Origin of the sequence: Burkholderia cepacia (assembly GCF_001039005.1) — a bacterium.
GTDB lineage: Bacteria > Pseudomonadota > Gammaproteobacteria > Burkholderiales > Burkholderiaceae > Burkholderia > Burkholderia theae.
Window position 1 is genome coordinate 256,153 of the sequence record NZ_LDWR01000041.1, and the last position, 24,224, is coordinate 280,376.

The 24,224-nt window shown below is 67.1% G+C and carries 25 protein-coding genes; 6 read left to right on the forward strand and 19 right to left on the reverse strand.

What is annotated here, in order from left to right; all coding sequences use genetic code 11:
- Nucleotides 1-32: 32 nt before the first annotated feature.
- The 3 genes from VL15_RS22955 to VL15_RS42110 are packed head-to-tail and all read left to right on the forward strand — an operon-like array spanning nucleotide 33 to nucleotide 1,748.
- Nucleotides 33-1,253, forward strand: a complete 1,221-nt coding sequence (locus VL15_RS22955) for a cupin domain-containing protein (RefSeq protein WP_048248724.1) — start codon at nucleotides 33-35, stop codon at nucleotides 1,251-1,253.
- Nucleotides 1,254-1,309: 56 nt separating this feature from the next.
- Nucleotides 1,310-1,555: a hypothetical protein gene (locus VL15_RS43700; protein WP_075122947.1), complete on the forward strand. Its 246-nt coding sequence runs from the start codon at nucleotides 1,310-1,312 to the stop codon at nucleotides 1,553-1,555.
- Nucleotides 1,485-1,748, forward strand: a complete 264-nt coding sequence (locus VL15_RS42110) for a hypothetical protein (RefSeq protein WP_034195863.1) — start codon at nucleotides 1,485-1,487, stop codon at nucleotides 1,746-1,748. Before VL15_RS43700 ends, VL15_RS42110 begins: the two co-directional genes overlap by 71 nt.
- A 114-nt stretch (nucleotides 1,749-1,862) precedes the next feature.
- Here VL15_RS42110 and VL15_RS22960 read toward each other — a convergent pair whose 3' ends face one another.
- From VL15_RS22960 to VL15_RS23005, 10 genes are all read right to left on the reverse strand, one after another.
- A complete protein-coding gene (locus VL15_RS22960; protein ID WP_048248725.1) occupies nucleotides 1,863-2,639 on the reverse strand; it encodes an MBL fold metallo-hydrolase in 777 nt (258 codons plus the stop codon).
- Between the two features lie 4 nt (nucleotides 2,640-2,643).
- Complete coding sequence (gene bamC / locus VL15_RS22965) at nucleotides 2,644-3,789, reverse strand: outer membrane protein assembly factor BamC (RefSeq protein WP_048248726.1); 1,146 nt, start codon at nucleotides 3,787-3,789, stop codon at nucleotides 2,644-2,646.
- 110 nt (nucleotides 3,790-3,899) lie between these two features.
- Nucleotides 3,900-4,805, reverse strand: a complete 906-nt coding sequence (dapA, locus tag VL15_RS22970) for a 4-hydroxy-tetrahydrodipicolinate synthase (protein WP_048248727.1) — start codon at nucleotides 4,803-4,805, stop codon at nucleotides 3,900-3,902.
- A 48-nt stretch (nucleotides 4,806-4,853) separates the two neighbouring features.
- A complete protein-coding gene (locus VL15_RS22975) occupies nucleotides 4,854-5,456 on the reverse strand; it encodes a class I SAM-dependent methyltransferase (RefSeq protein ID WP_048248729.1) in 603 nt (200 codons plus the stop codon).
- Nucleotides 5,457-5,461: 5 nt separating this feature from the next.
- Nucleotides 5,462-6,664, reverse strand: coding sequence for a tryptophan--tRNA ligase (locus VL15_RS22980; protein WP_048248731.1), 1,203 nt, complete (start codon nucleotides 6,662-6,664; stop codon nucleotides 5,462-5,464).
- An 8-nt stretch (nucleotides 6,665-6,672) separates the two neighbouring features.
- On the reverse strand, nucleotides 6,673-7,335 hold the full coding sequence (locus tag VL15_RS22985; protein WP_048248732.1) for a site-2 protease family protein: 663 nt from the start codon (nucleotides 7,333-7,335) through the stop codon (nucleotides 6,673-6,675).
- A gap of 47 nt (nucleotides 7,336-7,382) precedes the next feature.
- Complete coding sequence (locus VL15_RS22990; protein WP_048248733.1) at nucleotides 7,383-8,015, reverse strand: L-threonylcarbamoyladenylate synthase; 633 nt, start codon at nucleotides 8,013-8,015, stop codon at nucleotides 7,383-7,385.
- Nucleotides 8,016-8,086: 71 nt separating this feature from the next.
- Nucleotides 8,087-8,917, reverse strand: a complete 831-nt coding sequence (locus tag VL15_RS22995) for a 3',5'-nucleoside bisphosphate phosphatase (RefSeq protein WP_048248734.1) — start codon at nucleotides 8,915-8,917, stop codon at nucleotides 8,087-8,089.
- Nucleotides 8,918-8,999: 82 nt separating this feature from the next.
- Complete coding sequence (locus VL15_RS23000) at nucleotides 9,000-9,890, reverse strand: alpha/beta fold hydrolase (protein ID WP_048248735.1); 891 nt, start codon at nucleotides 9,888-9,890, stop codon at nucleotides 9,000-9,002.
- Nucleotides 9,891-10,086: 196 nt separating this feature from the next.
- Nucleotides 10,087-10,953, reverse strand: a complete 867-nt coding sequence (locus tag VL15_RS23005; protein ID WP_048248737.1) for a ferritin-like domain-containing protein — start codon at nucleotides 10,951-10,953, stop codon at nucleotides 10,087-10,089.
- A gap of 143 nt (nucleotides 10,954-11,096) precedes the next feature.
- On the opposite strand from VL15_RS23005, the gene VL15_RS23010 reads away from it, so the two are divergent.
- From VL15_RS23010 to VL15_RS23020, 3 genes are all read left to right on the forward strand, one after another.
- On the forward strand, nucleotides 11,097-11,621 hold the full coding sequence (locus VL15_RS23010) for a gamma carbonic anhydrase family protein (RefSeq protein ID WP_048248738.1): 525 nt from the start codon (nucleotides 11,097-11,099) through the stop codon (nucleotides 11,619-11,621).
- Between the two features lie 25 nt (nucleotides 11,622-11,646).
- The gene (gene hslO / locus VL15_RS23015; RefSeq protein ID WP_048248740.1) at nucleotides 11,647-12,597 is read left to right on the forward strand and encodes an Hsp33 family molecular chaperone HslO; all 951 of its coding nucleotides are present in this window, start codon (nucleotides 11,647-11,649) and stop codon (nucleotides 12,595-12,597) included.
- Nucleotides 12,598-12,732: 135 nt separating this feature from the next.
- Entirely contained in the window at nucleotides 12,733-13,089 is a 357-nt protein-coding gene (locus VL15_RS23020; protein WP_048248741.1) for a hypothetical protein, read from the forward strand.
- An 89-nt stretch (nucleotides 13,090-13,178) separates the two neighbouring features.
- Here VL15_RS23020 and ftsB read toward each other — a convergent pair whose 3' ends face one another.
- The 9 genes from ftsB to VL15_RS23065 form a co-directional block, all read right to left on the reverse strand.
- Nucleotides 13,179-13,604, reverse strand: coding sequence for a cell division protein FtsB (ftsB, locus tag VL15_RS23025; RefSeq protein ID WP_048248742.1), 426 nt, complete (start codon nucleotides 13,602-13,604; stop codon nucleotides 13,179-13,181).
- Nucleotides 13,605-13,686: 82 nt separating this feature from the next.
- A complete protein-coding gene (eno, locus tag VL15_RS23030) occupies nucleotides 13,687-14,970 on the reverse strand; it encodes a phosphopyruvate hydratase (protein ID WP_048248743.1) in 1,284 nt (427 codons plus the stop codon).
- Nucleotides 14,971-15,076: 106 nt separating this feature from the next.
- Nucleotides 15,077-15,931, reverse strand: a complete 855-nt coding sequence (gene kdsA, locus VL15_RS23035) for a 3-deoxy-8-phosphooctulonate synthase (RefSeq protein ID WP_048248744.1) — start codon at nucleotides 15,929-15,931, stop codon at nucleotides 15,077-15,079.
- Entirely contained in the window at nucleotides 15,928-17,586 is a 1,659-nt protein-coding gene (locus VL15_RS23040) for a CTP synthase (RefSeq protein ID WP_048248746.1), read from the reverse strand. Before VL15_RS23040 ends, kdsA begins: the two co-directional genes overlap by 4 nt.
- A 190-nt stretch (nucleotides 17,587-17,776) precedes the next feature.
- Nucleotides 17,777-18,622, reverse strand: a complete 846-nt coding sequence (locus VL15_RS23045) for an alpha/beta fold hydrolase (protein ID WP_048248748.1) — start codon at nucleotides 18,620-18,622, stop codon at nucleotides 17,777-17,779.
- A gap of 87 nt (nucleotides 18,623-18,709) precedes the next feature.
- Nucleotides 18,710-21,175, reverse strand: coding sequence for a DNA internalization-related competence protein ComEC/Rec2 (locus tag VL15_RS23050; RefSeq protein WP_048248749.1), 2,466 nt, complete (start codon nucleotides 21,173-21,175; stop codon nucleotides 18,710-18,712).
- A 57-nt stretch (nucleotides 21,176-21,232) separates the two neighbouring features.
- On the reverse strand, nucleotides 21,233-22,021 hold the full coding sequence (locus tag VL15_RS23055; RefSeq protein WP_048248750.1) for a TatD family hydrolase: 789 nt from the start codon (nucleotides 22,019-22,021) through the stop codon (nucleotides 21,233-21,235).
- Between the two features lie 63 nt (nucleotides 22,022-22,084).
- The gene (gene lolD / locus VL15_RS23060) at nucleotides 22,085-22,843 is read right to left on the reverse strand and encodes a lipoprotein-releasing ABC transporter ATP-binding protein LolD (protein WP_080970919.1); all 759 of its coding nucleotides are present in this window, start codon (nucleotides 22,841-22,843) and stop codon (nucleotides 22,085-22,087) included.
- Nucleotides 22,836-24,089 (reverse strand): lipoprotein-releasing ABC transporter permease subunit, encoded by a 1,254-nt coding sequence (locus VL15_RS23065; RefSeq protein WP_048248753.1) that lies wholly within the window; start codon nucleotides 24,087-24,089, stop codon nucleotides 22,836-22,838. The genes lolD and VL15_RS23065 overlap by 8 nt, the downstream gene beginning before the upstream one ends.
- Between the last annotated feature and the right edge of the window lie 135 nt (nucleotides 24,090-24,224).

The following is a 24,224-nucleotide window of genomic DNA, read 5'->3' on the forward strand; positions in this document are numbered from 1 at the left end:
CCAATTCTCCCAAATACAAGTCTCATTATACGATGCGCAACCGGTCTCAAGCCGAACCGCGGGATGCCGCTGCCGCCCCGCTCGGCGCGCCGCCTTCCGATCTTCCCACACCGCTGCTCGGCGGTCTCACGCCGGCGCAGTTCATGCGCGACTACTGGCAAAAAAAACCGCTCCTGATCCGCCAGGCGATCCCCGGCGTTGCTTCGCCGGTCACGCGCGACGCGCTGTTCGAGCTGGCAGCGGACTATGACGCGGAATCGCGACTGATCACCCATTTTCGTAACAAGTGGCAACTGTCCCACGGACCGTTCGAGCCAGACTCGCTGCCTGCCGTCACGCGCAAGGCCTGGACCCTGCTCGTGCAGGGGCTCGACCTGCATGTCGATGCGGCACGCGCGTTGCTCGACCGGTTCCGCTTCATCCCGGACGCGCGCCTGGACGACCTGATGATTTCGTATGCGACGGACGGCGGCGGCGTCGGCCCGCACTTCGACTCGTATGACGTATTCCTGCTGCAGGTCGAAGGCCGGCGCCGCTGGCGCGTCGGTGCGCAGAAGGACCTGTCGCTGCAGCCGGACGTACCGCTGAAGATCCTCGAAAACTTCGAACCGAGCGACGAATGGGTGCTGGAGCCCGGCGACATGCTGTACCTGCCGCCACACATCGCGCACGACGGCGTCGCCGAAGGCGAATGCATGACCTGCTCGATCGGCTTCCGGGCCCCTTCCGCGGGCGAACTGGGCGCCCAGTTCCTGTACTATCTTGCGGAGCGTGGCGGCATGCGCGACGGGTGCGGCGACGACCTCTACCGCGATCCGAAGCAGCCGGCCGTCGACACGCCCGCGCAGCTGCCTCCGGCCATGGTCGAACGCGTCGCCGAGATCGTCGACGCCATCCGCTGGCGCAAACGCGACGTCGCCGAATTCCTCGGCTGCTACCTGAGCGAGCCCAAGCCGAACGTCGTATTCGACCCGCCGGCGCGCCCGCTGTCCGAGGCCGCATTCGTCGCGCAAGCGTCGCGCCGTGGCGTGTGTCTCGACAGACGGGCCGCATTGATGTATAACGCGCGCTCGTACTTCGTTAATGGCGAGGAAGGACCACTCGAGCATGCCGAAGAATGGCTGCCCGAACTGGCCAATCAACGCCAGATGGAGGCGAAACGGTTTGTAACACTATCCCGGGCTCCCTCGATGACAGCTTTATTGCACGAGTGGTATCGTGCGGGCTGGATACGGGTCGGGGACCGGAATTAGTGTGAGTCGCCCCGTATGCCCATACGGATCAAATTCTGTATGGGAAAGACAACGTATTGACCCCGCATTTGTCGACGGTCGATAGGAAAGTGCATATAATTTCCGCCCAAGCCGTAGGGAAGATTCACGCTCTAGAAGTGCATCTCCACCAGCGGCCCAGGTCGGTGTTGGAGCACATTACCGGTATTGTTTCGCGCTGTTGCTTACCTTTAACCATAAAAGGACGTGATCATGAAGAAATCCCTCCTCGTAGCTTCCCTGTTGGCTGCTGTTGCACTGGCTGCTTGCAACAAGAGCGCTGATCAAGCTGCTTCGTCGGCTGCAAGCGACGCGGCTGCTGCCGCTTCGACGGCTGCTTCGGCAGTTGCTGGTGCTGCGAGCGATGCTGCTGCTGCTGCTTCGTCGGCAACGGCTGCTGCGAGCGACGCTGCTGCTGCAGTGGCGTCGGCTGCTTCGGCAGCGACGGCTGCTCCGGCTTCGGGCGCAAGCCAGTAAGCCTCAGCAATCAGCTGAAAAAAAACCGGCCCGAGGGCCGGTTTTTTTACGTCTGCCGTTTGCGGATCGGTCGCCCGGCAGTCGTACCGGGCCGCCGCAGCGGCCCTGCCCCGCTCATCCGAGCGTCAGCCAGTCGAACCCCGCGTCCTGCGTGGCGACGATCACATCCTCTCCGCTCGTCCCCAGCACGCCGGCAAACGCCTGGCGGGCCAGTTCCGGCAGGTTGTTCTGCTGGCTCAGGTGCGCCGCGACCAGGTGCTTGAGCCGGCTGCGTTCGAGCGACGCGAGGATGTCGGCCGCCGCGTCGTTGCTCAGGTGGCCGTGGTTGCCGCCGATACGCGCCTTCAGCGACTGCGGATAGCGGCTCGCGGCCAGCATCGCGGTGTCGTGGTTGGATTCGAGCACCAGCGCGTCACAGCCGCTCAGGACGGCCGTGATGTGCGGCGTGGCCATCCCGACGTCCGTCAGCACGCCGAGCCGGCGGCAACCGTCCATAAAGACGAACTGGAGCGGCTCCCGAGCGTCGTGAGGGACCGTATAGGGCATCACGGCCAGATCGCGTATCGCGGCCGTCTCGTCGCCCCACAACACGTGGAGATCGACATCGGCCTCGTCCGCACCTACCGCGCGCGCGGTGCCCCAGCTCATGTAGAGCGGCAACGACGCACGTCGGGCAAGCGTCAACGCGCTGCCGACATGGTCGCTGTGTTCATGGGTGATGAGGATCGCATCGAGATCGTCGATGCCGAGATTCAGTCGGCCGAGCCGGCGCTCGACCTCCTTGGCAGAAAAGCCGCAGTCGAGCAGCACGCGGGTGGTCGTCGTGCCGCTCGAGGCCTCGACGACCAGCGCGTTGCCTTCGCTGCCGCTTCCGAGGCTGGCGAATCGCACGCGCTCAGTTCAGCTGCGCGTGGAGCAGCGAAATGATCCGCTGCGCGTCCGACGAATTGTCGACCTGGCCGTCAGCGCCGACCACCGCGACCTGCGTGCCGCCGCTGCCTTGCGCGCGCACGTTGACCATGAATTCCTTGCCCGGCTTCGCGGCCGACGGGCCGCCGTAGAACAGCTTGCCGAACAGGCCGTCACGCTTGAGCTCTTCCATCGAATTCGCATAGCGCACGGTGTACACGCCCTTCTCGCGGTCGCGATTGTCGACCGTGAAGTTGGTACGGTCGAGCGCAAGGCCCACACGCAGCCATGCACGGTCGAACGATTCGGCCAGCTGCAGCGTCGCTGCGCCGCTGCTCGTATCGGTAACCTGCGCCGGTGCCGTCGCGGGACGCGCATCGGTCAGCAGTTGCTTCGCCTGCGCGTCGGTCAGGCCGAACTTCTGCATCAGCTTCGACAGGAACACGGCTTCGAGCACCGGGTTGCGCGGCCGCTCCTCCCAGCGCGACGACGTGCCGCCCTGCGGACCGACCATCATTTCTTCCATCGCGCTGTGCGTGATCGAGATGTCGGTGTTGCCGTCCGACGTGCGGTTCACGAGCGTGCGGAAGCGGTCGCGCGTGCCGGACGAGTACGCGAAATCGATGACCTTGCCGATCGTGCGGCGGAACCAGTCGTCGGGAATGTTCGCGCGGTTTTCGGCCCAGTCGGTGGCCATGATGCCCGTCGACGGCGCATCGGTCTTCAGCGAGAAGCCGTTCTCCTGCCAGAACTCCTTCAGGATCGGCCACAGCTGCTCGGGCGTCCGGCCATCGACGACGAGCCAGCGGCGATCGCCGTCGCGCTCGATGTGCATGCCGAGCGGATCCTGCGCGCTCGGGATGCCGTCGGTCGCGTTGCCGGCCTGCGTCGTAACCCGCGGCGGCAGCGTGCCGAGCCCCGCGTTGGTCGGCGGCGCGACGAACTGCTGGGTCGTCGGCACCGGCTTCAGGTCGCTCGGCACCGCGAGCGGCGGCGCCGAACCGGTGTTCTTGTAGTTGACCCGGTCAGGGGCCAGATAGTCGTTCAGCGTATCGCAGCCAGCGAGCGCGCCCAGCGCCAGCGCCACCACCGACATCTGGATGGCGCGAGAGGAAAAGGCGAAACGTTTCATGAAATCCTTCGTCTTGCTAGAACGCTCGTCAGGAGCGGCGCCGGACGGAGCCGGCCGGTGCGGGTTGATCAGGGGTCGAGCGGCGGCCGCAGGACGCGGCCGCCTCGGCATCAGGCGAGGACGCCGGCCTCGACAAGGGCCGAACGCACGGCATCGTGGCAGCGCTCGTCGAGCGCCGTGAGCGGCAACCGGATGCCGCCCTGCATCTTGCCCATCGCCTGCAGCGCCCACTTCACCGGGATCGGGTTCGCCTCGATGAACAGGTTCTTGTGCAGCGACAGCAGCTTCATGTGCAGCTCGCGGGCCGTCTTCACGTCGCCCGCCAGCGCAGCGCGGCACAGCTCGCTCATCGCGCGCGGCGCGACGTTCGCCGTCACCGAGATGTTGCCGTGGCCGCCGAGCAGCATCAGCGCGATCGCGGTCGGATCGTCGCCGCTGTAGATCGCGAAATGCTTCGGCGCCGCCTTGATCAGCTGCGCGGCGCGATCGATGTTGCCGGTCGCTTCCTTCACGCCGATGATGCCCGGCACCTGCGCGAGGCGCAGCGTCGTCTCGTTCGCCATATCGGCGACCGTGCGACCCGGCACGTTGTACAGAATCACCGGCAGATCGACCGCTTCGGCGATCGTCTTGAAGTGACGGTACATGCCTTCCTGCGTCGGCTTGTTGTAGTACGGCACGACCTGCAGCGTCGCGTCCGCACCGACAGCCTTCGCGTGTTTCGTCAGCTCGATCGCCTCGGCGGTCGAGTTGCCGCCCGCGCCCGCGATGATCGGGATGCGTTTCGCCGCATGCTCGACCGCCGTGCGGATCATCAGGATGTGCTCTTCGACGTTGAGCGTTGCCGACTCGCCGCTCGTACCGACCACGACCAGCGCATCGGTGCCTTCCGCGATGTGCCAGTCGATCAGTTTGCGAAACGCCGGCAGGTCGAGACTGCCGTCTTCGAGCATCGGGGTGACGATCGCGGGGATGCTGCCGCGGATTTGAATGCCGTCTTGGGTGCCGTTAGCCATGAAACGCGATTGAGATTATGTACCGGTAAACATTGAGATTGTAGCGGATTAGCCGGGCAGTTCGTAACGTGGAATTCCCGCCCCCGCCTTCGGGGTCGCGCCCTCGCGCACCGCGCAGAGACGCTGGACGAACGCCTCGCGCGGCGCGGCAACGAAACCGTCCTCGTACGCAACCACCCGCAGGCGGCCGTGCACGGCGTCCAGCAGCTCGCCCGGGGCGAGCAGGAACGCGGGGTTGGACGGTTTCCCGACCGTTTCGTTTCCTTGCGCGAAGGTTTCGTAGATGAGCACGCCGCCCGGCGCCACCGCATCGAGCAGATGGGGCCAGAGCGGACGATGCAGATAATGGGTGACGATCACAGCCGAAAACCGCTCGCCGGCCGGCAACGGCCACGGCGCGCCTTCGAGGTCGGCGTCGCGGGCATCGACGCCCGGGATCGTGCGCAATGCAGCCAGCGCGGCCGGATCGCGATCGAGCGCGACGACCGGGTGCCCGTGCGACGCGAACCAGCGCGCATGGCGACCACCGCCCGCGGCAACGTCAAGCACCGCCCCGCCCGCCGGAACGAGCCGCGACCATTGCGCGACCCAGCGCGACGGCTCGGCCTGGGCGACGTGGCCGCCCGCGGCGGCGATGACGGATTCGCTCATCGGGATCAGTTGTACGACAGGCCCATCGCGTCGCGCACGTCGCGCATCGTTTCCGTCGCGTACTTGCGCGCCTTGTCGCAACCGTCCGCGACGATCGCGCGCAGCAGCGACGGATCGTCCATGTACTTCTGCGCGCGCTCGAGCATCGGTTGCTGCTCGCGCAGGATGCCTTCGACGACCGGCTGCTTGCAGTCGAGACAGCCGATGCCTGCCGAGCGGCAACCCTTCTGCACCCACTCGTGCGTCGCTTCGTCCGTATAGACCTGATGCAGCTGCCACACCGGGCACTTGTCGGGGTCGCCCGGATCGGTGCGGCGCACGCGCGCGGGATCGGTCGGCATCGTGCGGACCTTCTTCGTGATCGTCTCGGCGTCTTCACGCAGGCCGATCGTGTTGCCGTACGACTTGGACATCTTCTGCCCGTCGAGGCCCGGCATCCGCGACGCTTCGGTCAGGAGCGCCTGCGGCTCGACCAGGATGATCTTGCGCGCGCCTTCGAGATAGCCGAACAGGCGTTCGCGGTCGCTCATCGACAGGCTCTGCGATTCCTGCAGCATCGCGCGCGCCTGTTCGAGCGCCTCATCGTCGCCCTCCTGCTGATACGCGTTGCGCAGCTCGTGATAGAGCTTCGCGCGCTTGCCGCCGAGCTTCTTTGCGGCGTCGAGCGCCTTCTCCTCGAAACCGGGCTCGCGGCCGTACAGGTAGTTGAAACGGCGCGCGATTTCGCGCGTCATCTCGACGTGCGGCACCTGATCCTCGCCGACCGGCACGAGCGAGCCGCGATACAGCAGGATGTCGGCCGCCATCAAAACCGGATAGCCGAGGAAGCCGTAGGTCGACAGATCCTTGTCCTTCAGCTTCTCCATCTGCTCCTTGTAGGTCGGCACGCGTTCGAGCCAGCCGAGCGGCGTGCTCATGCCGAGCAGCAGCGCCAGCTCGGCATGCTCGGGCACCTTGCTCTGGATGAACAGCGTCGCCTGTGCCGGATCGATGCCGGACGCGAGCCAGTCGATCAGCACGTCCCACACGTTCTTCTCGATGACCTCGGGCGTCTCGTAGTGCGTCGTCAGCGCATGCCAGTCGACGACGCAGAAAAAGCACGGGTACTCGGACTGCAGCTTCACCCAGTTTTTCAGCACGCCGTGGTAATGGCCGAGGTGCAGCGACCCGGTGGGTCGCATGCCGGAGAAAATACGTTCTGGGAACATGATTGTCGTTAGAAAAGCGAGGCGAAGGGAGACAGGATGGCGCTCAGGACGGCGTAGCCGACATTGACGAGCGGGCGCAGCCAGAAGTTCGTCAGCACGCCCGTCGCGACCAGCACGAGGACGATGATGAAACCGTACGGCTCGATGCGCGACAGCGCGATCGATTGCTTCGGCGGCAGCAGCGCCGCCAGGATGCGGCCGCCGTCGAGCGGCGGCAGCGGAAACAGGTTCAGCACGCCGAGCACGAGGTTCGCGCTGACGCCGGCAAACGCCATCCGCGTGAAGAACGGCTCGTCGACGCCGACGGCGGGCAGCACGAGGGTCAGCAGGCCCCAGACCAGCGCCTGCACGAAATTGCAGGCCGGGCCCGCAAGCGCGACCCACAGGCTGCCCCAGCGCGGATCGCGCAGGTTGCCGAACGAAACCGGCACCGGCTTCGCATAACCGAACAGGAACGCGCCGCCCGTCAGGAAATACATCGCGAGCGGAATCGCGATCGTGCCGATCGGATCGATGTGGCGCATCGGATTGAACGACACGCGCCCCATCATGTAGGCGGTGTTGTCGCCGAGCAGGCGGGCGGCATAGCCGTGCGCGGCCTCGTGCAGCGTGATCGCGAAGATCACGGGCAGCGCGTAGACGGCGATGGTCTGTATCAGGGAAGCATCCATATCGCGTTATTGTAACAAGCGCACTCGCGCAAAAAAGGACGGCGCGCTTACGCGGCCGAGAGTCCGAACGGTTCGAGCGCGCCGCGCCCCACGCGCACGAGCTCCGGCTCGTCGCCGGTCAGGTCGATCACCGTCGACGGCTCGCGCGGGCATGCGCCGCCGTCGATCACGAGGTCGACCTGTTTCTCGAGCCGCGCGCGGATGTCGTCGGGATCGTTGAGCGGCTCGTCGTCCGGCGGCAGGATCAGCGTCGTGCCGAGCAGCGGCTGGCCGAGCGACTCCAGCAACGCGAGCGTAATCGCGTGATCGGGCACGCGCAGCCCGATCGTCTTGCGCGACGGGTGCGACAGCCGGCGCGGGACTTCCTTCGTCGCCTGCAGGATGAAGACGTACGGGCCCGGCGTCACCGACTTGATCTGCCGGTACTGGCGGTTGTCGACCATCGCGAAGTTGGCGAGCTCGGACAGGTCGCGCACGAGCAGCGACAGGTGCTGCTTCTCGTCGAGGCCACGAATCCGGCGCACGCGCTCGACCGCATCCTTGTCGTCGAGATGGCACGCGAGCGCATAGCTCGAATCGGTCGGCATCGCGATCACGCCGCCCTTGCTGATGATCTCCACGGCCTGTTTGATCAGGCGCGGCTGCGGATTATCCGGATGAATCCTGAAGAACTGGGACATGGGGACACGTAAAGAGGGAGAAATCGGATGCGCAGTCGGCGGCGATACGGGCGGCGGGCAGCCGCCCGGCGTCAGAGCCAGCGTTCCCAGACCGGCGTCAGGTCGGGCGGCAACGGCGGCAGGCCGCCGAGTTCGACACGGCCCTCGCCCGGCGCATGGAAATCCGAGCCGCGCGACACTTCGAAGCCGAAGCGGCGCGCAACGTCCGCATATTCGCGGTACTGGTCGGGCGTGTGGCTGCCCGTGACGACTTCGATCGCGCGGCCGCCAAGGTCGATGAACTCGCCGAAGAACGCGTCGAATTCGATGGGCGTATAGCGGTAACGGCCCGGATGCGCGACCACCGCTTCGCCGCCCGCCGCGCGAATCCACGCGACCGCGTCGGACAGCGCCGCCCAGCGATGCGGGACGAACCCGGGCTTGCCGTCGCCGAGCAGGCGGTCGAACACGTCGGACGTCGATTCGGCATGGCCGTTCTCGACGAGAAAGCGCGCGAAATGCGTGCGCGAGATCAGATCGGGATTCGATACGTACTTGAGCGCGCCGTCGTACGCGCCGGGAATGCCGAGCGTCGCGAGCTGCGCGCCGATCGCCACCGCGCGGGCCGCACGGCCGTGACGCGTGCGGTACAGGCCGTCGACGAGCGCCGGGTTCGCGGGATCGATGTTCAGGCCGACGATGTGCACGGTGCGCGACGCCCACGTGACCGAAATCTCGACGCCGCTCAGGTAGCGCATGCCGAGCGCTTCCGCCTCGCTGCGCGCCACCTCCTGACCGCCGATCTCGTCGTGGTCGGTCAGCGCCCACAGGGTCACGCCGCCGGCATGGGCGCGGCGCGCGACGTCGGCAGGCGACAGCAACCCGTCGGAAACATTCGAATGGCAGTGGAGATCAGCGTTCATTGTTGGCATGGCAGGTAAGGCTTCATTCTACTGCAACGCGGCAATTGCGCCGCTCGCCTGCCCCGCCGCTGCCGTCGCGCGCTTACGCGCAGAACGCCTCGATCAGCGCCGCGATCTGCTCGGGCTGGTCGTGATGCACCATGTGGCCGGCATCCTCGACGAGCTTCTCGCGCCAGTCGGGAAACGCGTTGAAACGCGCCTTGAATTCCGGCAGCGGGATGTCGCCGGCGAGGTGCGCGAGCGTCGGCGAATTGACGGCCTCGACGTGCAGCACCTTCGCACGCACCTGCGTCCAGGTGGCCATCACTTCGTCCAGCCGGTAAAGCAGCGGGCCCGGCATCTTGTGCGCGGGGTCGGCCAGCAGGTGATAGAGGCCGTCGTCGCCGCGCTTCGACCAGTGCGCGGCGAGGAACGCGGCGCGGTGCGGATCGAGCCGCGGATTGGTCTTGGTCAGCCGCGCCGCCACTTCGTCGAGGGACGCGTAAGGGCGCAGCGCGGGCGGCTCACGCAGCTCGTCCAGCCAGCCGCGCAGCCGGCGCGGTGCCTGCTCGGCCCGCGCCGGCACGAGCCCGAAACCCTCGAGGTCGACCACGCGCCGCACGCGCTCCGGCCGCGCGCCGGCATACAGGCACACGACGTTCGCGCCCATGCTGTGCCCGACCAGGTTGACTTCGCCGGTCGGCGCATAGTGGTCGACGAGCGCATCGAGGTCGCTCAGGTATTCGTGGAACCAGTAGTGACCGCCGCCCTGCCGCGCGACCGGCCAGTCGGACAGCCCGAAGCCGCGCGCATCGGGTGCGATCACCTGCCAGTCGCCCGCCAGCGCATCGACGACGAACTGGAACGACGCCGCGACGTCCATCCAGCCGTGCAGCATGAACAGCATCGGCGCATCGGGGCGGCCCCAGCGCCGCACATGCAGCCGGACGCCGCGCACCAGGACGAAATCGGAAACGGAACTCGAGGCACTCATTGCAGCCGCCAAAAAAAGAATGGTCGTTCGATTATAGCGGCGGCGCCTCCGTTCCGGCGGCCGGCAATCGAGGCACCGCTCTAGCGGCGTGGTCGCTCAACAGCCTGCCGGGCGGGCCGGTTGTCCGACCGGAAAGCCGCCAGCCAGGCGCGCGCGTCGGCCGTCGGGAAACAAAAAGCAGCCGAACACGAGCCGGCTAACGCGCCGCTTTTCCGTCTACGCCGTCCGCCCCGTCCTGCGCGGCCAGCTCGTCGAGTTCGGCCTGCTCGAATCCAGCATTTCGACGCGCATCGAAATTGAACGGACCGCGCAGCCGCGGCGCATGGTATTGCTCGGCGAGCTGCCGGTAGGCCGGCACCGGAGCGCGGCCGGCTTCGTCGCACAAATGCCGGAACCAGCGGTTGCCGATCGCGACATGGCCGATCTCGTCGCGCAGGATCACGTCGAGGATCGCGGCCGACGCCTCGTCGCCCGCCTGTACGAGCCGCGCGCGGATCGGCGGCGACGCATCCAGCCCGCGGGCCTCGAGCGTGCGCGGCACGAGCGCCATGCGCGCAAGCACGTCGCCCTTGGTCCGCTCGCACATCTCCCACAGCCCGTTGTGCGCGGGAAAATCGCCGTACGCATGGCCGAATGCCGCCAGCCGGTCGGACAGCAGCGTGAAGTGATAGGCCTCCTCGGCCGCCACCTTCAGCCAGTCCGCATAAAACGCATCCGGCAGGCCCGGAAAACGCCAGACCGCGTCGAGCGCCAGGTTGATCGCGTTGAATTCGATATGGGCGAGCGCGTGCAGCAGCACGGCGCGCCCTTCGGGCGAACGCATGCTGCGTCGCTCGAGCTGGCGCGGCTCGACGAGCGTCGGACGCGCCGGACGTCCGGGCAGATCGGCCGGTTCGCGCAGTTCGAGCGACGGTGCGATCGCGGCGCGCCCGGCCAGCAGCGCGTCGTACAACGCGCGCACCTGCGCGGCCTTGGCCGCGGGTTCGGCGACACGCAGCGCATCGAGCGCGGTATCGCGCACACAGGCCGGCGCATTGCCGAAAGAAGAAGACTCCATGCTCATAAACGGGGACACCCTGCATGCGCATCGCGGGAGCGCACGCACGCGACGGTTTACAATATGCGATTGTTCCGCGGCGCAATGCGCCGGGCAAACCAGACGCGCCATTCTACCGGCGCCCATCATCGAAGAGACAAGGAGACTCCGTGACGATCTACAAGCTGGGCGATACGGCCCCGACGATCCACGAAAGCGTGTTCGTCGCCGATACGGCGGCCATCATCGGCAAGGTCGTGCTCGAGGAAAACGCGAGCGTCTGGTTCGGCGCGACGATCCGCGGCGACAACGAGCAGATTTCCGTGGGCGCCGGCAGCAACGTCCAGGAAGGCGCGGTACTGCACACGGACCCCGGCTTTCCGCTGACGATTGCCGAAAACGTGACGATCGGGCACCAGGCCATGCTGCACGGCTGCACGATCGGCGAAGGTTCGCTGATCGGTATTCAGGCGGTGGTCTTGAATGGAGCGGTCATCGGCCGCAACTGTCTGGTTGGCGCCGGCGCGGTCGTGACGGAAGGCAAGACGTTCCCGGACAATTCGCTGATTCTCGGCGCACCGGCGAAAGTCGTGCGCGAGCTGTCGGCCGAAGACATCGCGCGGCTGCGCGCGAACGCGAAGACGTACGTCGAGCGGCGTGCGCATTTCAAGGAGCAACTCGTGCGGATCGGGTGATTCGCACGGTTTTCAAGGAAGAAGAGTGAGCGACCAGTTACAGAAATTCATGTTCAATGCGGCGCCCGTGCGCGGCGAGATCGTTTCGCTGCGCAATACGTGGCAGGAAGTGCTCTCCCGCCGCGACTACCCTGCCCCCGTGCGCACGGTGCTCGGCGAAATGATGGCCGCGTGCGCGCTGCTGTCCGCGAACCTGAAATTTCACGGCACCCTGATCATGCAGATCTTCGGCGACGGGCCGGTCCAGATGCTGGTCGTCCAGTGCGGTTCGGATCTGTCGATGCGGGCCACCGCGAAGTTCTCCGGCGACGCGGCGCAGACGATCGGCGACGACATGAGTTTCGCGTCGCTCGTCAACGCGAGCGGTCACGGCCGCTGCGTGATCACGCTCGACCCGGCCGACAAGCTGCCGGGCCAGCAGCCGTATCAGGGCATCGTGCCGCTGAACGGCGTCGACGGCCCGCTCGAATCGGTGTCGCAGGTGCTCGAGCAGTACATGCATCACTCGGAGCAACTCGACACGCGGCTGTGGCTCGCAGCCGATCGCGACCGTGCGGTCGGCATGCTGTTGCAGAAGCTGCCTGGCGACGGCGGCATCGTGCCGCGCAATGCCGAAACCGATATCGATACGTGGGAGCGTGTCTGCGCGCTCGGCGGCACGTTGTCCGCGAAGGAACTGCTCGAGGTCGAACCGGAAGTCGTGTTCCGCCGGCTGTTCTGGCAGGAGAACGTGCAGCACTTCGAACCGGCCGGCACACGCTTCCAGTGCTCGTGCTCGCGCGAGAAGGTCGGTGCGATGCTGCGCATGCTCGGCCGCGACGAAGTCGACAGCGTGATCGTCGAGCGCGGCCACGTCGAGATCCACTGCGAGTTCTGCAACCAGCGCTACGAATTCGATCCCGTCGACGTCGCGCAGTTGTTCGCGGCACCCGGGGCCGAGACCGGCATCGCGCCCGCGACCGACCAGCGTCACTGAGCAGCGCGCCCGCTGCCCGCCGTCCGGGCACGGGCGCATAATGACGCACGAGCGTCGTACGCACGATTCCGGCGCCGGAGGCTCGGCCTTCGGCGCAAGCTGCTTACCGTCGTCGGCGCGCTGCAGGAGAACCACATGAATCGCCCGTTTCGCATCATCGTCCTGACGAGCGTTGCCGCCGGCACGCTCGCGCTCGCCGGCTGCGCGGTGCCGCCGCCGACTGCCACGATCCTGAGCCGCCTGCCCGAACCGGGCGCGTCGGGCGGCCAGCCGCCCGTGCTGTCAAGCGCCGAACGCAAGCGCTACGACGAGATCGACCGGCAGGTCCTGCGCGAACAGGACAACGCGATCGCAGCCGAGGCGGCCGCGCGCGCGTGGGCCTATTACTCGCCGCCGCCCGTGACCGTCTACGGCGGGTATTACGGCGGATGGGGAAATCGCTGGGGCACGGGCATCGGCTACGGTTACGGCTACCCGGGCTGGTGGTGGTGAGCGCGTATCGCCCGGCCGATTGACGACTGGCAGGAAATAAAAAAGCGCGGCATTTCCCGCGCTTTTTCAATGGATTCGCGTTGTCGCGCTCAGTGATGCGCAGCCTTGCCCTTGTCGCCGCCATGATGCCGCGACGGCTTCGCCATCGACTGCGGATTCGGCACGACCCGCACCGGCGCCGCGGACACGGCACCGCGTGTCGACGTGCTCGAAGGCGTGTTGTTGAGCGGCCCTGCCGGCGCATTCGGCGACACGAACTGCACGAATACTTCGCCGTCCTTCACCATGCCCATCTCGTAGCGCGCGCGCTCCTCGATGGCCGCGGTGCCGCTCTGCAGATCCTGCACTTCGCCTGCGGTACGCTCGTTGCGCAGTTTCTCGTCCGCATTCTTCTGGAGCTGGTCGCCAAGCTGCTGACGCAATTCATGCACCCGCAGCCAGCCGCCGTGTCCCCACCATAGGGGGTACTGAATGAGCGCCAGCAAGGCAATCAGGACGACAGTGACAAGCCGCATGTAAGAGACGCAGATATAAGAAGCGCCGCTCTACGCATCATGCACAGAGCGGCGTCGATATGACGAACCCGATAGTAGCGCGTTAGCGCAGGTTATAGAAAGCCGATTTACCCGGGTAGCTCGCGATGTCGCCGAGATCTTCCTCGATGCGCAGCAGCTGGTTGTACTTCGAGATGCGGTCGCTGCGCGACAGCGAACCCGTCTTGATCTGACCGGCGTTCAGGCCGACCGCGATGTCCGCGATCGTCGAGTCTTCCGTTTCGCCCGAGCGGTGCGAGATCACGGCCGTGTAGCCCGCGCGCTTCGCCATTTCGATCGCCGCGAACGTTTCGGTCAGCGTACCAATCTGGTTGATCTTGATGAGGATCGAGTTAGCGATGCCCTTGTCGATGCCTTCCTTCAGGATGCGCGTGTTCGTGACGAACAGGTCGTCGCCGACCAGCTGCACCTTCTTGCCGAGGCGGTCGGTCAGCAGCTTCCAGCCTTCCCAGTCACTTTCGTGCATGCCGTCCTCGATCGACACGATCGGGAACTTGTCGGCGAGCGTCGCGAGGTAGTCGGTGAATTCAGCCGACGACAGTTGCAGGCCTTCGCCCGCGAGCTGGTACTTGCCGTCGTGGTAGAACTCGGATGCCGCACAGTCGAGCGCGAGCAGCACGTCTTCGCCCGCACGGTAGCCGGCCTTCTCGATCGCCTGCAGGATCGTCGACAGGCACTCGTCGTTGCTGCCGAAGTTCGGCGCGAAGCCGCCTTCGTCGCCGACTGCCGTGCTCATGCCGCGGTCGCTCAGGATCTTCTTCAGCGCATGGAACACTTCCGCGCCGCAACGCAGGGCTTCACGGAACGTCGGCTGGCTGACCGGGACGATCATGAATTCCTGGATGTCGAGGCTGTTGTTCGCGTGCGCGCCGCCGTTGACGATGTTCATCATCGGCACCGGCAGTTGCATCGCGCCCGAACCACCGAAGTAGCGGTACAGCGGCAGGCCGGCCTCTTCGGCGGCCGCCTTCGCGACGGCCATCGACACGGCCAGCATCGCGTTCGCGCCGAGGCGCGACTTGTTGTCGGTGCCGTCCAGCTCGAGCAGCGTCTTGTCGAGGAACGCCTGTTCCGACGCGTCGAGGCCCATGATGGCTTCGGAGATTTCGGTGTTGATGTGCTCGACTGCCTTCAGCACGCCCTTGCCGTTGTAGCGGCCGGCTTCGCCGTCGCGCAGTTCGATCGCTTCACGCGAGCCCGTGGACGCGCCCGACGGCACCGCCGCGCGGCCCATCGTGCCCGATTCGAGCAGCACGTCGCATTCGACGGTGGGGTTGCCGCGCGAATCCAGAATCTCGCGGCCGATGATATCTACGATTGCACTCATGGGTTTCCTCTGAGAATGACGATGGATTCTTCAAACTGCGACGGCATGCGTGCCGGAACCGCTTTCGCTACAGACGCGCGAAGCCGTCGCAAGGTTCATTCGATCTTTAGTTGAAATCGTTTTCCAGGAACGGATTGCGCTTCACCGCCTGGTCGAGCGTGACGAGGGTCTCCAGCAGCGCGCTCATCCGGTTCAGCGGCACCGCGTTCGGGCCGTCCGACTTCGCCTCGGCCGGATTCGGGTGCGTTTCCATGAAGAGGCCCGCAACGCCCGTCGCGACCGCCGCACGCGCGAGCACCGGCACGAATTCGCGCTGGCCGCCCGAGCTCGTGCCCTGCCCGCCCGGCAGCTGCACCGAGTGGGTCGCGTCGAACACGACGGGCGCGTTCGTCTCGCGCATGATCGCGAGCGAACGCATGTCCGACACGAGATTGTTGTAGCCGAACGAGACACCGCGCTCGCACGCCATGAAGCGGTCGTCCGACAGTCCGGCTTCACGGGCCGCGTCGCGCGCCTTGTCGATCACGTTCTTCATGTCGTGCGGCGCGAGGAACTGGCCCTTCTTGATGTTGACGGGCTTGCCCGAGCGCGCGCACGCATGGATGAAATCGGTCTGGCGGCACAGGAACGCGGGCGTCTGCAGCACGTCGACGACCGACGCGACCTGCTCGATCTCGTCGATCGAATGCACGTCGGTCAGCACCGGCAGGCCAAGCTGGCGCTTCACCTCCGACAGGATCCGCAGGCCCTCGTCCATTCCGAGGCCACGAAACGACTTGCCCGAACTGCGGTTCGCCTTGTCATAGGACGACTTGTAGATGAACGGTACGTTCAGCTTCTCGCAGATTTCCTTCAGGCGGCCCGCCGTGTCGATCGTCATTTGCTCCGATTCGACGACGCAGGTACCTGCGATCAGGAAAAAAGGCTTGTCGAGACCAACCTCGAAATCGCACAGCTTCATGCTTTCACTCCGCGCGCTTGCTTGCCGGCCAGCGCGGCTTCGACGAACGACTTGAAGAGGGGATGACCGTCACGCGGCGTGGACGTGAATTCCGGGTGGAACTGGACGCCGACGAACCACGGGTGCATCGAACGCGGCAGTTCCATCATTTCCGGCAGATCCTCGCTCGGGGTACGGGCGCTGATGATAAGGCCGCCGGCTTCGAGCTGGGGCACGAAGCGGTTATTGACTTCATAACGGTGGCGATGGCGTTCGTTCACGTCCTTGCCATAGATTTCTTCCGCCATCGTGCCGGGCTTGATCGGGCAGCGCTGCGAGCCGAGGCGCATCGTGCCGCCGAGATCGGATTCCTCGGTGCGCGTCTCGACCTTGCCGTCGCGGTCGAACCACTCGGTGATCAGCGCGACCACGCGTTCCGGCGTGTCCGGATCGAATTCCGTGCTGTTCGCCTGCTTCAGGCCAACGACGTCGCGCGCGAACTCGATCACCGCGAGCTGCATGCCCAGGCAGATGCCGAGATACGGCACCTTCGCCTCGCGCGCATAGCGGATCGCCGCGATCTTGCCTTCGGTGCCGCGACGGCCGAAACCGCCCGGGACCAGCACCGCGTCCAGGTGCTTCAGGCTGTCGACGCCGTTCGTCTCGACCTCTTCCGAGTCGATGTACTCGATGTTGACCTTGGTCGACGTGTGCAGCGATGCGTGGCGCAGCGCCTCGATCAGCGACTTGTACGACTCGGTCAGGTCGACGTACTTGCCGACCATGCCGATCGTCACTTCGTGCTTCGGGTTCTCCAGCTTCTCGACGAGCTCCGACCACATGCTCAGGTCGGCATCGTGCGGCGACAGCTTCAGCTCCTCGCAGATGATCTTGTCGAGGCCCTGGTCGTGCAGCATCTGCGGAATCTTGTAGATGCTGTCGGCGTCCCACACCGAAATCACGGCGTCTTCCGGCACGTTCGAGAACATCGAGATCTTCTTCGATTCGTCGTCGGGGATGCGGCGGTCCGCACGGCACAGCAGCACGTGCGGCAGGATGCCGATCTCGCGCAGCTTCTGCACGCTGTGCTGGGTCGGCTTCGTCTTCAGTTCACCGGCCGTCGCGACGTACGGCACGAGCGTCAGGTGCACGAAGCACGCGCTGTTGCGGCCGAGGCGCAGGCTCATCTGGCGCGCGGCCTCGAGGAACGGCAGCGACTCGATGTCGCCGACCGTGCCGCCGATCTCGACGATCGCGACATCCGGCTCGCCGCAGGTGGCCGATGCGGCCCCGCGCTCGATGAACGCCTGGATTTCGTTCGTGATGTGCGGAATGACCTGCACGGTCTTGCCGAGATAGTCGCCGCGGCGTTCCTTGCGGATCACCGATTCGTAGATCTGGCCGGTCGTGAAGTTGTTGGCCTTGCGCATCTTCGTGCTGATGAAGCGCTCATAGTGGCCGAGGTCGAGGTCCGTCTCCGCCCCGTCTTCCGTCACGAACACTTCCCCGTGCTGGAACGGGCTCATCGTGCCGGGGTCGACGTTGATGTACGGATCGAGTTTGAGGAGGGTGACTTTCAGACCGCGCGATTCAAGGATCGCGGCGAGGGAAGCGGCGGCAATACCCTTGCCAAGGGAAGAAACTACGCCGCCGGTGACGAAAACATATTTGGTCATCGCTGGATGCTCGCGGGAAAAACGGATTATACCGTAAAGCCCGCCCTTTTCTCAGCAATTGCCGGGACGACACGTGGTGATCGCGCCCTTTCGTTCGGACCCGCGCCGGCCTTTCGAGCCGGGACAAACCGGCCGGCCGGGCGACGCGACCGCACGCGCCGCGGCGCGTGCCCGGCGGCCGAATGACGCGTCACGCGCGCCTGGCCAGCGGGGCGCCGCCCCGCGAAACCTCGCCCTCCTCCGCCTTCAGCGAATTCAGCATCCGCTGCAGTGCGCGGGCGGTCTCGAGCGGCCGCTCCATCGGGAACAGGTGACTGCCCTCGAGCCATTCGACGCGGCCGCGCGCCGCACGCCGAGTCGCGTCGAGCCCGACCTGACGTACCTCGCGCGAACGCGTGCCGGCGAGGAAACCGAGCGGCACCGGCGCGCCGTGCGCGAGCCGCGGGCCGAGCGTGTGCGGCAGGGTCCGGTAGATCAGGTATTCGACCTGCCGGTCGAACGCGAGCGCACGCTCGCCGTCGGCGCCGGCCTGCGGAATGCCGTAGTCGATGTAGTCGGCCAGCATCCGTTCGTCCCAGCGCGCGAACGCGGGCTTCTCGCGGAAGTGCCGCCAGACTTCGTCGCGGCTCACCCAGCGCGTGCGCCGGTTGCGCGTCGCGGCGGCCGGCGACAGCCGCTCGTCGAGCCCCGCCCACTGGCTCGCACGCAACGCACCGGCGCGCCAGCCGGCGATGATCGGCGAATCGATCATCACGACGCCGCGCACCCATTGCGGCTTCTTCAGCGCGGCCATCAACGACAGGTAGCCACCGAGCGAATGGCCGACGAGCCAGACGGGACGCTCGTAACGGCTGCCGATATCGTCGAGCAGCTGCTCGACGAGATGCGGCCAGTCGCGCGTCACCGGATAGCGGCGGTCGTGACCGATCCGTTCGATATAGCGCAGCTCGTAGTCGTCGGCCAGTTCGGCAAAGATCGTCCGGTACGTCGATGCCGGAAAGCCGTTCGCATGCGAGAAATGGAGGATGTCCTTCAAACGCCGATGTCTCCTTTGTCGACGGGAGTGAGGGCTTTGACGCTTACTCCCGTCCCATGCTTTCTTGATAGGCGGCTTTCGCCGAGGTCACCGGTCCATCCAGTATCGCCGCTGTCCGTCGCGATGACGCTCGAATGCGAACCCATCATCGGCCGGCGCGACGTCGAACCGCACGGCGCCGTCGCGATCGGTGCGCGGCAGCGGAATCCCGCGCGCCTCGTAACGCGCGAGGACGCTCCGGTGCGGATGCCCGAAACGATTGCGATAGCCTACAGGAAATACCGCGACGCGCGGCCCGACCGAATCGAGGAAAGGCTCGACCGACGACGTGCGGCTGCCGTGGTGCGGCACGACCAGGATCTGCGCGGCCAGCGCGTCGCGCGCGGTGTCCACGAGCCGGCGTTCGGCGGGTGCTTCGATGTCGCCCGTCAGCAACGCGGACGTGCCGCCCGCGTCGATGCGCAGCACACACGACTGCCCGTTCGACGAACCCGTGCCCGGACCGCCGTGCGGCCAGAGCATCGTGAAGACGACGCCGTCCCAGGTCCAGCGCTGCCCGGCCGCGCACGGCAGCCGGTCGGCAACGCCGGCGGCCGTCGCATCGCGCCACAGCCCGCTCTTCGGCGGAATGCCGGCCAGCAGTTGGCGCACGTCGGCTGCCGCATAGACGGCCGGCACGCCGCCCGTGTGATCGGCGTGCGCGTGACTGAGCACGAGCGAATCGATCACCGCGATGCCGCGCGAGCGCAACGCCGGCGCGACGATCCGCGCACCGGCGTGCGTCGACTCCTCACCCGGCCCCGCGTCGAACAGCAAGGTCCGCCGCGCGGTCTCCACCAGCACCGACGCGCCCTGCCCGACGTCGAGCACGGTCAGCCGGAAGCCGCCCGGCGGCGGCGCATCGGCCGCCGGCGCGACGAGCGGCAGCCACGTGAGCGGCGCCGCCCAGCGCAACGGCCAGCCGCGCGGCATCAGCGCCCATGCGACGCCCACGCATGCCAGCACCAGCACCGGCCAGTCGGGCATGCGCAGCCAGAACACGCCGGCCGGCCAGTCGGCGAGATGCCCGAGCAGCACCATCATCGGTTCGAGCGCCGCGTGCGCGAGCCGGAACGCTAGCGCATCGAGCGGCGCGGGCAACGCGATGCCGGCCAGCACGATCGGCGTCACGACCGTGCTCACCCACGGAATCGCGAACGCATTGCCGAACGGGCCTGACAGGGAAATCTGCGCGAACCACGCCGCCGTCAGCGGCGCGAGACCGATCGTCACCGCGTACTGCACGCGCGCGGCCTCGGCGACACGGCGCGCGGCGCGCGTACCCCACGCGCGCAACCGGCTCGACAGGTCGGGCGTATCGTCCTGCGCTACGTCCTCGCGCGCCGCGCGCCAGCCGGCAACCGTCAGCAGGATCACCGCGACCGCCCCAAACGACAGCCAGAACCCGGCCGACAGCACGGCCCACGGATCGGCGAGCAGCACGCCGCCGAGTGCCGCGCACAACACCGCGGAGGTCGGTACACTGCGCCCGGCCAGATACGCGACGCCGCCTGCCGCGATCATCCACCACGCGCGCTGCGCCGGCACGTTGAAGCCGGCGAGCGCCGCATAGCCGGCCGCGGCCGCCAGCGCGGCAAGCGATGCCGCGTACGGCGCCGGCAACACGAGCGTCGCGGCCCGCGCGCGCCAGCGCAAGCGCCGCCAGACCATCGCCACGAGTCCGCCCGCGATTGCGCCGACGAGCCCGACATGCAGACCGGAAATCGCGACCAGATGGCTCGTGCCGGTATTGCGCAGCACGCGCCAGTCGTCGTCGCCGATGCCCGACTGGTCGCCGATCGCAAGCGCGGCGACAATGCCGCGATGACCGGCGTCGACCCCGAGCGTCCCGCCGATGCGTGTCCGCAACGCGTCGCGCAGCCGATCGATCGTTGCACGCCATCCCGCCGCGCGCGCATCGAGCAATGCCGCCCGCCGGGGCGCGCTGACATAACCGATCGCGCGAATGCCTGAGGCAAGCCACGCCGCCTCGCTGTCGCGCACGCCGGGATTGGCCTCGGCGTGCGGGCGCTTCAAGCGCACGACGAAGCGCCAGCGCTGCGCGGCACGCAGGTCGGGAAGCGCATCGCGTGTCGCGGATGGGCCATACGCGCGCCACGACAACCGGATCAACGGAGGAAAACGGGCCAGCCCCGCATCGTTCGACTCGACCGCGAACAGCAGTCGCGCGCCCGTCTCGTCGACGACGGGCAGCCCCCTGATCACGCCGGTGACGACGATGTCACGCCCTTCCCACTCGACGGGCAGGCTGTCGCTCAGCCGCCATTCGGCCCGCGCGGCCGCATAGCCGAACCCCGCCACGCAGGCCGCGAGCGCCCACAGCCCCCATCCGAGCGCGACGGTCGTGCGCGTGCGCCGACGACGCATGCACCACACTCCCAGCGCCGCGCAGCCCGCAAGCGTACCGGCCGTCCATCCGACCGCCCCCGGCAACGACGCCTGCCGCTGCAGCACGACCACACCGAGCGCGAACGCGATCCACCACACGCGCATCCCGCCTCCTCGTCGACCTGGCGCCGCCATCGCAAATGCGGCGCCTTCCGGTAACGATTATGCGGACGAAAGGGCGAGTCGCGGCAGCGCGGCGAGTGCGTTGGCCGAAGTGGATAGACCGAGTGAACTGGCGTCCAGACCGCGCAATTCGGCGAGCACGTCGCCGATGCGCGGCACCTGGTCGGGCGTGTTGCGGGATTTGTACGCCCATTCGGGCGCGATGTCGGGCGCGTCCGTCTCGACGACGATCGCGTCGAGCGGCAATTGCGCCGCGAGCCGGCGGATCTGCAGCGCGCGCGCGAAGGTCACGTTGCCGCCGAAGCCGAGATGGAGCCCCTGCGCGAGATACGCATCGGCCTGCTGGAAACTGCCGTTGAAGGCATGCGCGATGCCGCGCCGCACGCCGAACCGGCGCAGCCCGGCGAGCACGCGATCCTGCGACTTGCGCACGTGGCACAGCACGGGCAGGTCGAATTCGCGCGCCAGCTTGAGCTGCCCCTGATAGAAGAACTGCTGCCGGTCTTCGTCGAGCCCCGGCACGAAATAGTCGAGGCCGATCTCGCCGATCGCGACGAAACGCGGATCGTCGAGGCTCGCCTCGATCTCCATGCGCAGCCGGTCGAGATCCTCGTCGCTCGCCTGCGGCGTATACATCGGATGGATGCCGAGCGCATAGACCGCGCCCGGCGTGCGCTGCGCGAGTTCGCGCACCGTCGTGAAGTTGTCACGCCCGATGCTCGGGATCACGATACGCGACACGCCGGCCGCGCACGCCGCCCGCACGACCGCGTCGCGGTCGGCGTCGAACTCGGCGGCATCGAGATGGCAGTGCGTATCGATCCACATGGCGGCATTCCTGCGCCCTTGCACCGTGCCGGGACGCACCCGGCACGGTGCAAGGGCGTACGTTCAAACCGGCAGCGCCGGCTCCTCGTGCAGCACGCCGTCGCGCAGCCGCATGATGCGGTCGCAGCGCGCGGCGAGATCGGGGTCGTGCGTGACGATCACGAAGCTCGTTTCGAGTGTCTCGGACAGTTCGAGCATCAGGTTGAACACCGTGTCGGCCGTCGTACCGTCGAGGTTGCCGGTCGGCTCGTCGGCGAGCACGCATGCCGGCTTCGTGACCAGCGCGCGCGCGATCGCGACGCGCTGCCGCTCGCCGCCCGACAGCTCGCCCGGCCGGTGCTTCGCGCGCGGGCCGAGACCGACCCGCTCGAGCATCGTCTGGGCCTGCTCGCGCGCGTCCTCGGTCGTCATCCGGCGGATGCGCAGCGGCATCGCGACGTTGTCGAGCGCGGTGAATTCGGGCAGCAGGTGATGGAACTGGTAGACGAAACCGAGCGCGCGATTGCGCAACTCGTTGCGCTCGCGTTCGGCGAGTTGCGTAAACGGCTTGCCGAGCAGCGACACTTCGCCCGCGCTCGGCTCGTCGAGCCCGCCCAGCACGTGCAGCAGCGTGCTTTTCCCGGAACCCGACGCGCCGACCACCGCGAGCTTCTCGCCGCGGCGCACCGTCAGTTCGGTATTGCTGAGCACCTGCACGTTGAAGCCGCCCTGCACGAACGCCTTCGTGATCCCGCGCGCCTGAAGCACGTATTCCTGCATACCTGCCGAATCCTGTCTGTTGTGTTGTCGTGAATCCGCGAATGCGGTCGCGCGGTCATTCATAGCGGAGCGCCTCCGCCGGCTTCACCTTCGCGCCGCGCCAGCTCGGATAAAGCGTCGCGACGGCCGACAGCACGAACGCGATCAGCCCGATCCGGATCACGTCGCTCGCGACCAGCTCGGACGGCAGCTCGCTGATGAAATACACGGACGGCGGCAGGAACTGCACGCCGAACAGATGCTCGATCATCGGGATCAGCCACGGGATGCTCCACGCGATCAGGCAGCCGAGCGCGACGCCCGACGCCGTGCCGACGAAGCCGATCGTCACGCCCTGCACGACGAAGATCTTCATGATCGAACCCGGCTGCGCGCCGAGCGTGCGCAGGATCGCGATGTCGGCCTGCTTGTTGGTCACCGTCATCACGAGCGACGACACGAGATTGAACGCGGCCACCGCGATGATCAGCGTCAGGATGATGAACATCATCCGCTTCTCGATCTGCACGGCCGAGAACCACGTCTTGTTCTGCTGGGTCCAGTCGCGGATGTACAGGCTGCCCGACAGCGTATGCGACAGCTCGACCGCGACCTGCGGCGCCTTCTGCATGTCCGTCAGCCGCAGCCGCACGCCGGTCGGCGCGGACATCCGGAACAGCGCCTCGGCGTCGCGGATGTTGATCATCGCGAGCGTGCTGTCGTATTCGTAGTGACCCGACTCGAACACGCCGACGACCGTGAACTGCTTCAGGCGCGGCATCATGCCGGCCGGCGTGATCGAGCCCTCGGGCGCGACGAGCGTGACCTTGTCGCCGACCGTCACGCCGAGGTTGCCGGCGAGCGCGTCGCCGAGCACGATGCCGAACTGGCCCGGCACGAGCGCAGCGAGCTGCCCGGCCTTCATGTCCTTGCCGATGTCGGACACCTGCGGCTCGAGCGTCGGCTCGACGCCGCGCAGCATCACGCCGCTCACCGCGTCCTGGCGCGTGAGCAGCGCCTGCGCATCGACGTACGGCGCCGCGCCGACGACCGACGGATTGCGGCGCGCTTCCTGCGCGGTCAGTTGCCAGTCGGGCATCGAGCCCGTCGGCGAGAACACCTCGACGTGCGCGAGCACCGACAGCATGCGGTCGCGCACTTCCTTCTGGAAGCCGTTCATCACCGACAGCACGACGATCAGCGCCGCGACGCCGAGCGCGATCCCGAGCATCGACACGAGCGCGATGAAGGAAATGAAGCCGTTGCCGGTCGTGCGTTTGCCGGCGCGCGTGTAGCGCCAGCCGATCTGCCATTCGTACGGAAGTTTCAAGCGAATCCTTTCTGCTGGTTACGGCGGGAAGACGCCCCGCGGCCGGACCGCCGCCCGGCGGCGGCCACCGGCCCGGGCACGGTCGGAAAACGGCCGCCGGACGCGAACGGGCCGTCAGCCGGCCCGATCACGCGC

Excerpts from the sequence above, each read along its gene's own strand:
- VL15_RS23020 (WP_048248741.1), top strand. The coding sequence starts at position 12,733 with ATGAATCGCCCGTTTCGCATCATCGTCCTGACGAGCGTTGCCGCCGGC.
- VL15_RS23040 (WP_048248746.1), bottom strand. The coding sequence starts at position 17,586 with ATGACCAAATATGTTTTCGTCACCGGCGGCGTAGTTTCTTCCCTTGGC.
- VL15_RS22980 (WP_048248731.1), bottom strand. The coding sequence starts at position 6,664 with ATGTTCCCAGAACGTATTTTCTCCGGCATGCGACCCACCGGGTCGCTG.
- VL15_RS22955 (WP_048248724.1), top strand. The coding sequence starts at position 33 with ATGCGCAACCGGTCTCAAGCCGAACCGCGGGATGCCGCTGCCGCCCCG.
- kdsA (WP_048248744.1), bottom strand. The coding sequence starts at position 15,931 with ATGAAGCTGTGCGATTTCGAGGTTGGTCTCGACAAGCCTTTTTTCCTG.
- VL15_RS23005 (WP_048248737.1), bottom strand. The coding sequence starts at position 10,953 with ATGAGCATGGAGTCTTCTTCTTTCGGCAATGCGCCGGCCTGTGTGCGC.
- VL15_RS23050 (WP_048248749.1), bottom strand. The coding sequence starts at position 21,175 with ATGCGCGTGTGGTGGATCGCGTTCGCGCTCGGTGTGGTCGTGCTGCAG.
- VL15_RS22975 (WP_048248729.1), bottom strand. The coding sequence starts at position 5,456 with ATGAGCGAATCCGTCATCGCCGCCGCGGGCGGCCACGTCGCCCAGGCC.
- dapA (WP_048248727.1), bottom strand. The coding sequence starts at position 4,805 with ATGGCTAACGGCACCCAAGACGGCATTCAAATCCGCGGCAGCATCCCC.
- eno (WP_048248743.1), bottom strand. The coding sequence starts at position 14,970 with ATGAGTGCAATCGTAGATATCATCGGCCGCGAGATTCTGGATTCGCGC.
- bamC (WP_048248726.1), bottom strand. The coding sequence starts at position 3,789 with ATGAAACGTTTCGCCTTTTCCTCTCGCGCCATCCAGATGTCGGTGGTG.
- lolD (WP_080970919.1), bottom strand. The coding sequence starts at position 22,843 with ATGAATGACCGCGCGACCGCATTCGCGGATTCACGACAACACAACAGA.
- VL15_RS22985 (WP_048248732.1), bottom strand. The coding sequence starts at position 7,335 with ATGGATGCTTCCCTGATACAGACCATCGCCGTCTACGCGCTGCCCGTG.
- VL15_RS22995 (WP_048248734.1), bottom strand. The coding sequence starts at position 8,917 with ATGAACGCTGATCTCCACTGCCATTCGAATGTTTCCGACGGGTTGCTG.
- VL15_RS42110 (WP_034195863.1), top strand. The coding sequence starts at position 1,485 with ATGAAGAAATCCCTCCTCGTAGCTTCCCTGTTGGCTGCTGTTGCACTG.
- ftsB (WP_048248742.1), bottom strand. The coding sequence starts at position 13,604 with ATGCGGCTTGTCACTGTCGTCCTGATTGCCTTGCTGGCGCTCATTCAG.
- VL15_RS23055 (WP_048248750.1), bottom strand. The coding sequence starts at position 22,021 with ATGTGGATCGATACGCACTGCCATCTCGATGCCGCCGAGTTCGACGCC.
- VL15_RS23000 (WP_048248735.1), bottom strand. The coding sequence starts at position 9,890 with ATGAGTGCCTCGAGTTCCGTTTCCGATTTCGTCCTGGTGCGCGGCGTC.
- VL15_RS22990 (WP_048248733.1), bottom strand. The coding sequence starts at position 8,015 with ATGTCCCAGTTCTTCAGGATTCATCCGGATAATCCGCAGCCGCGCCTG.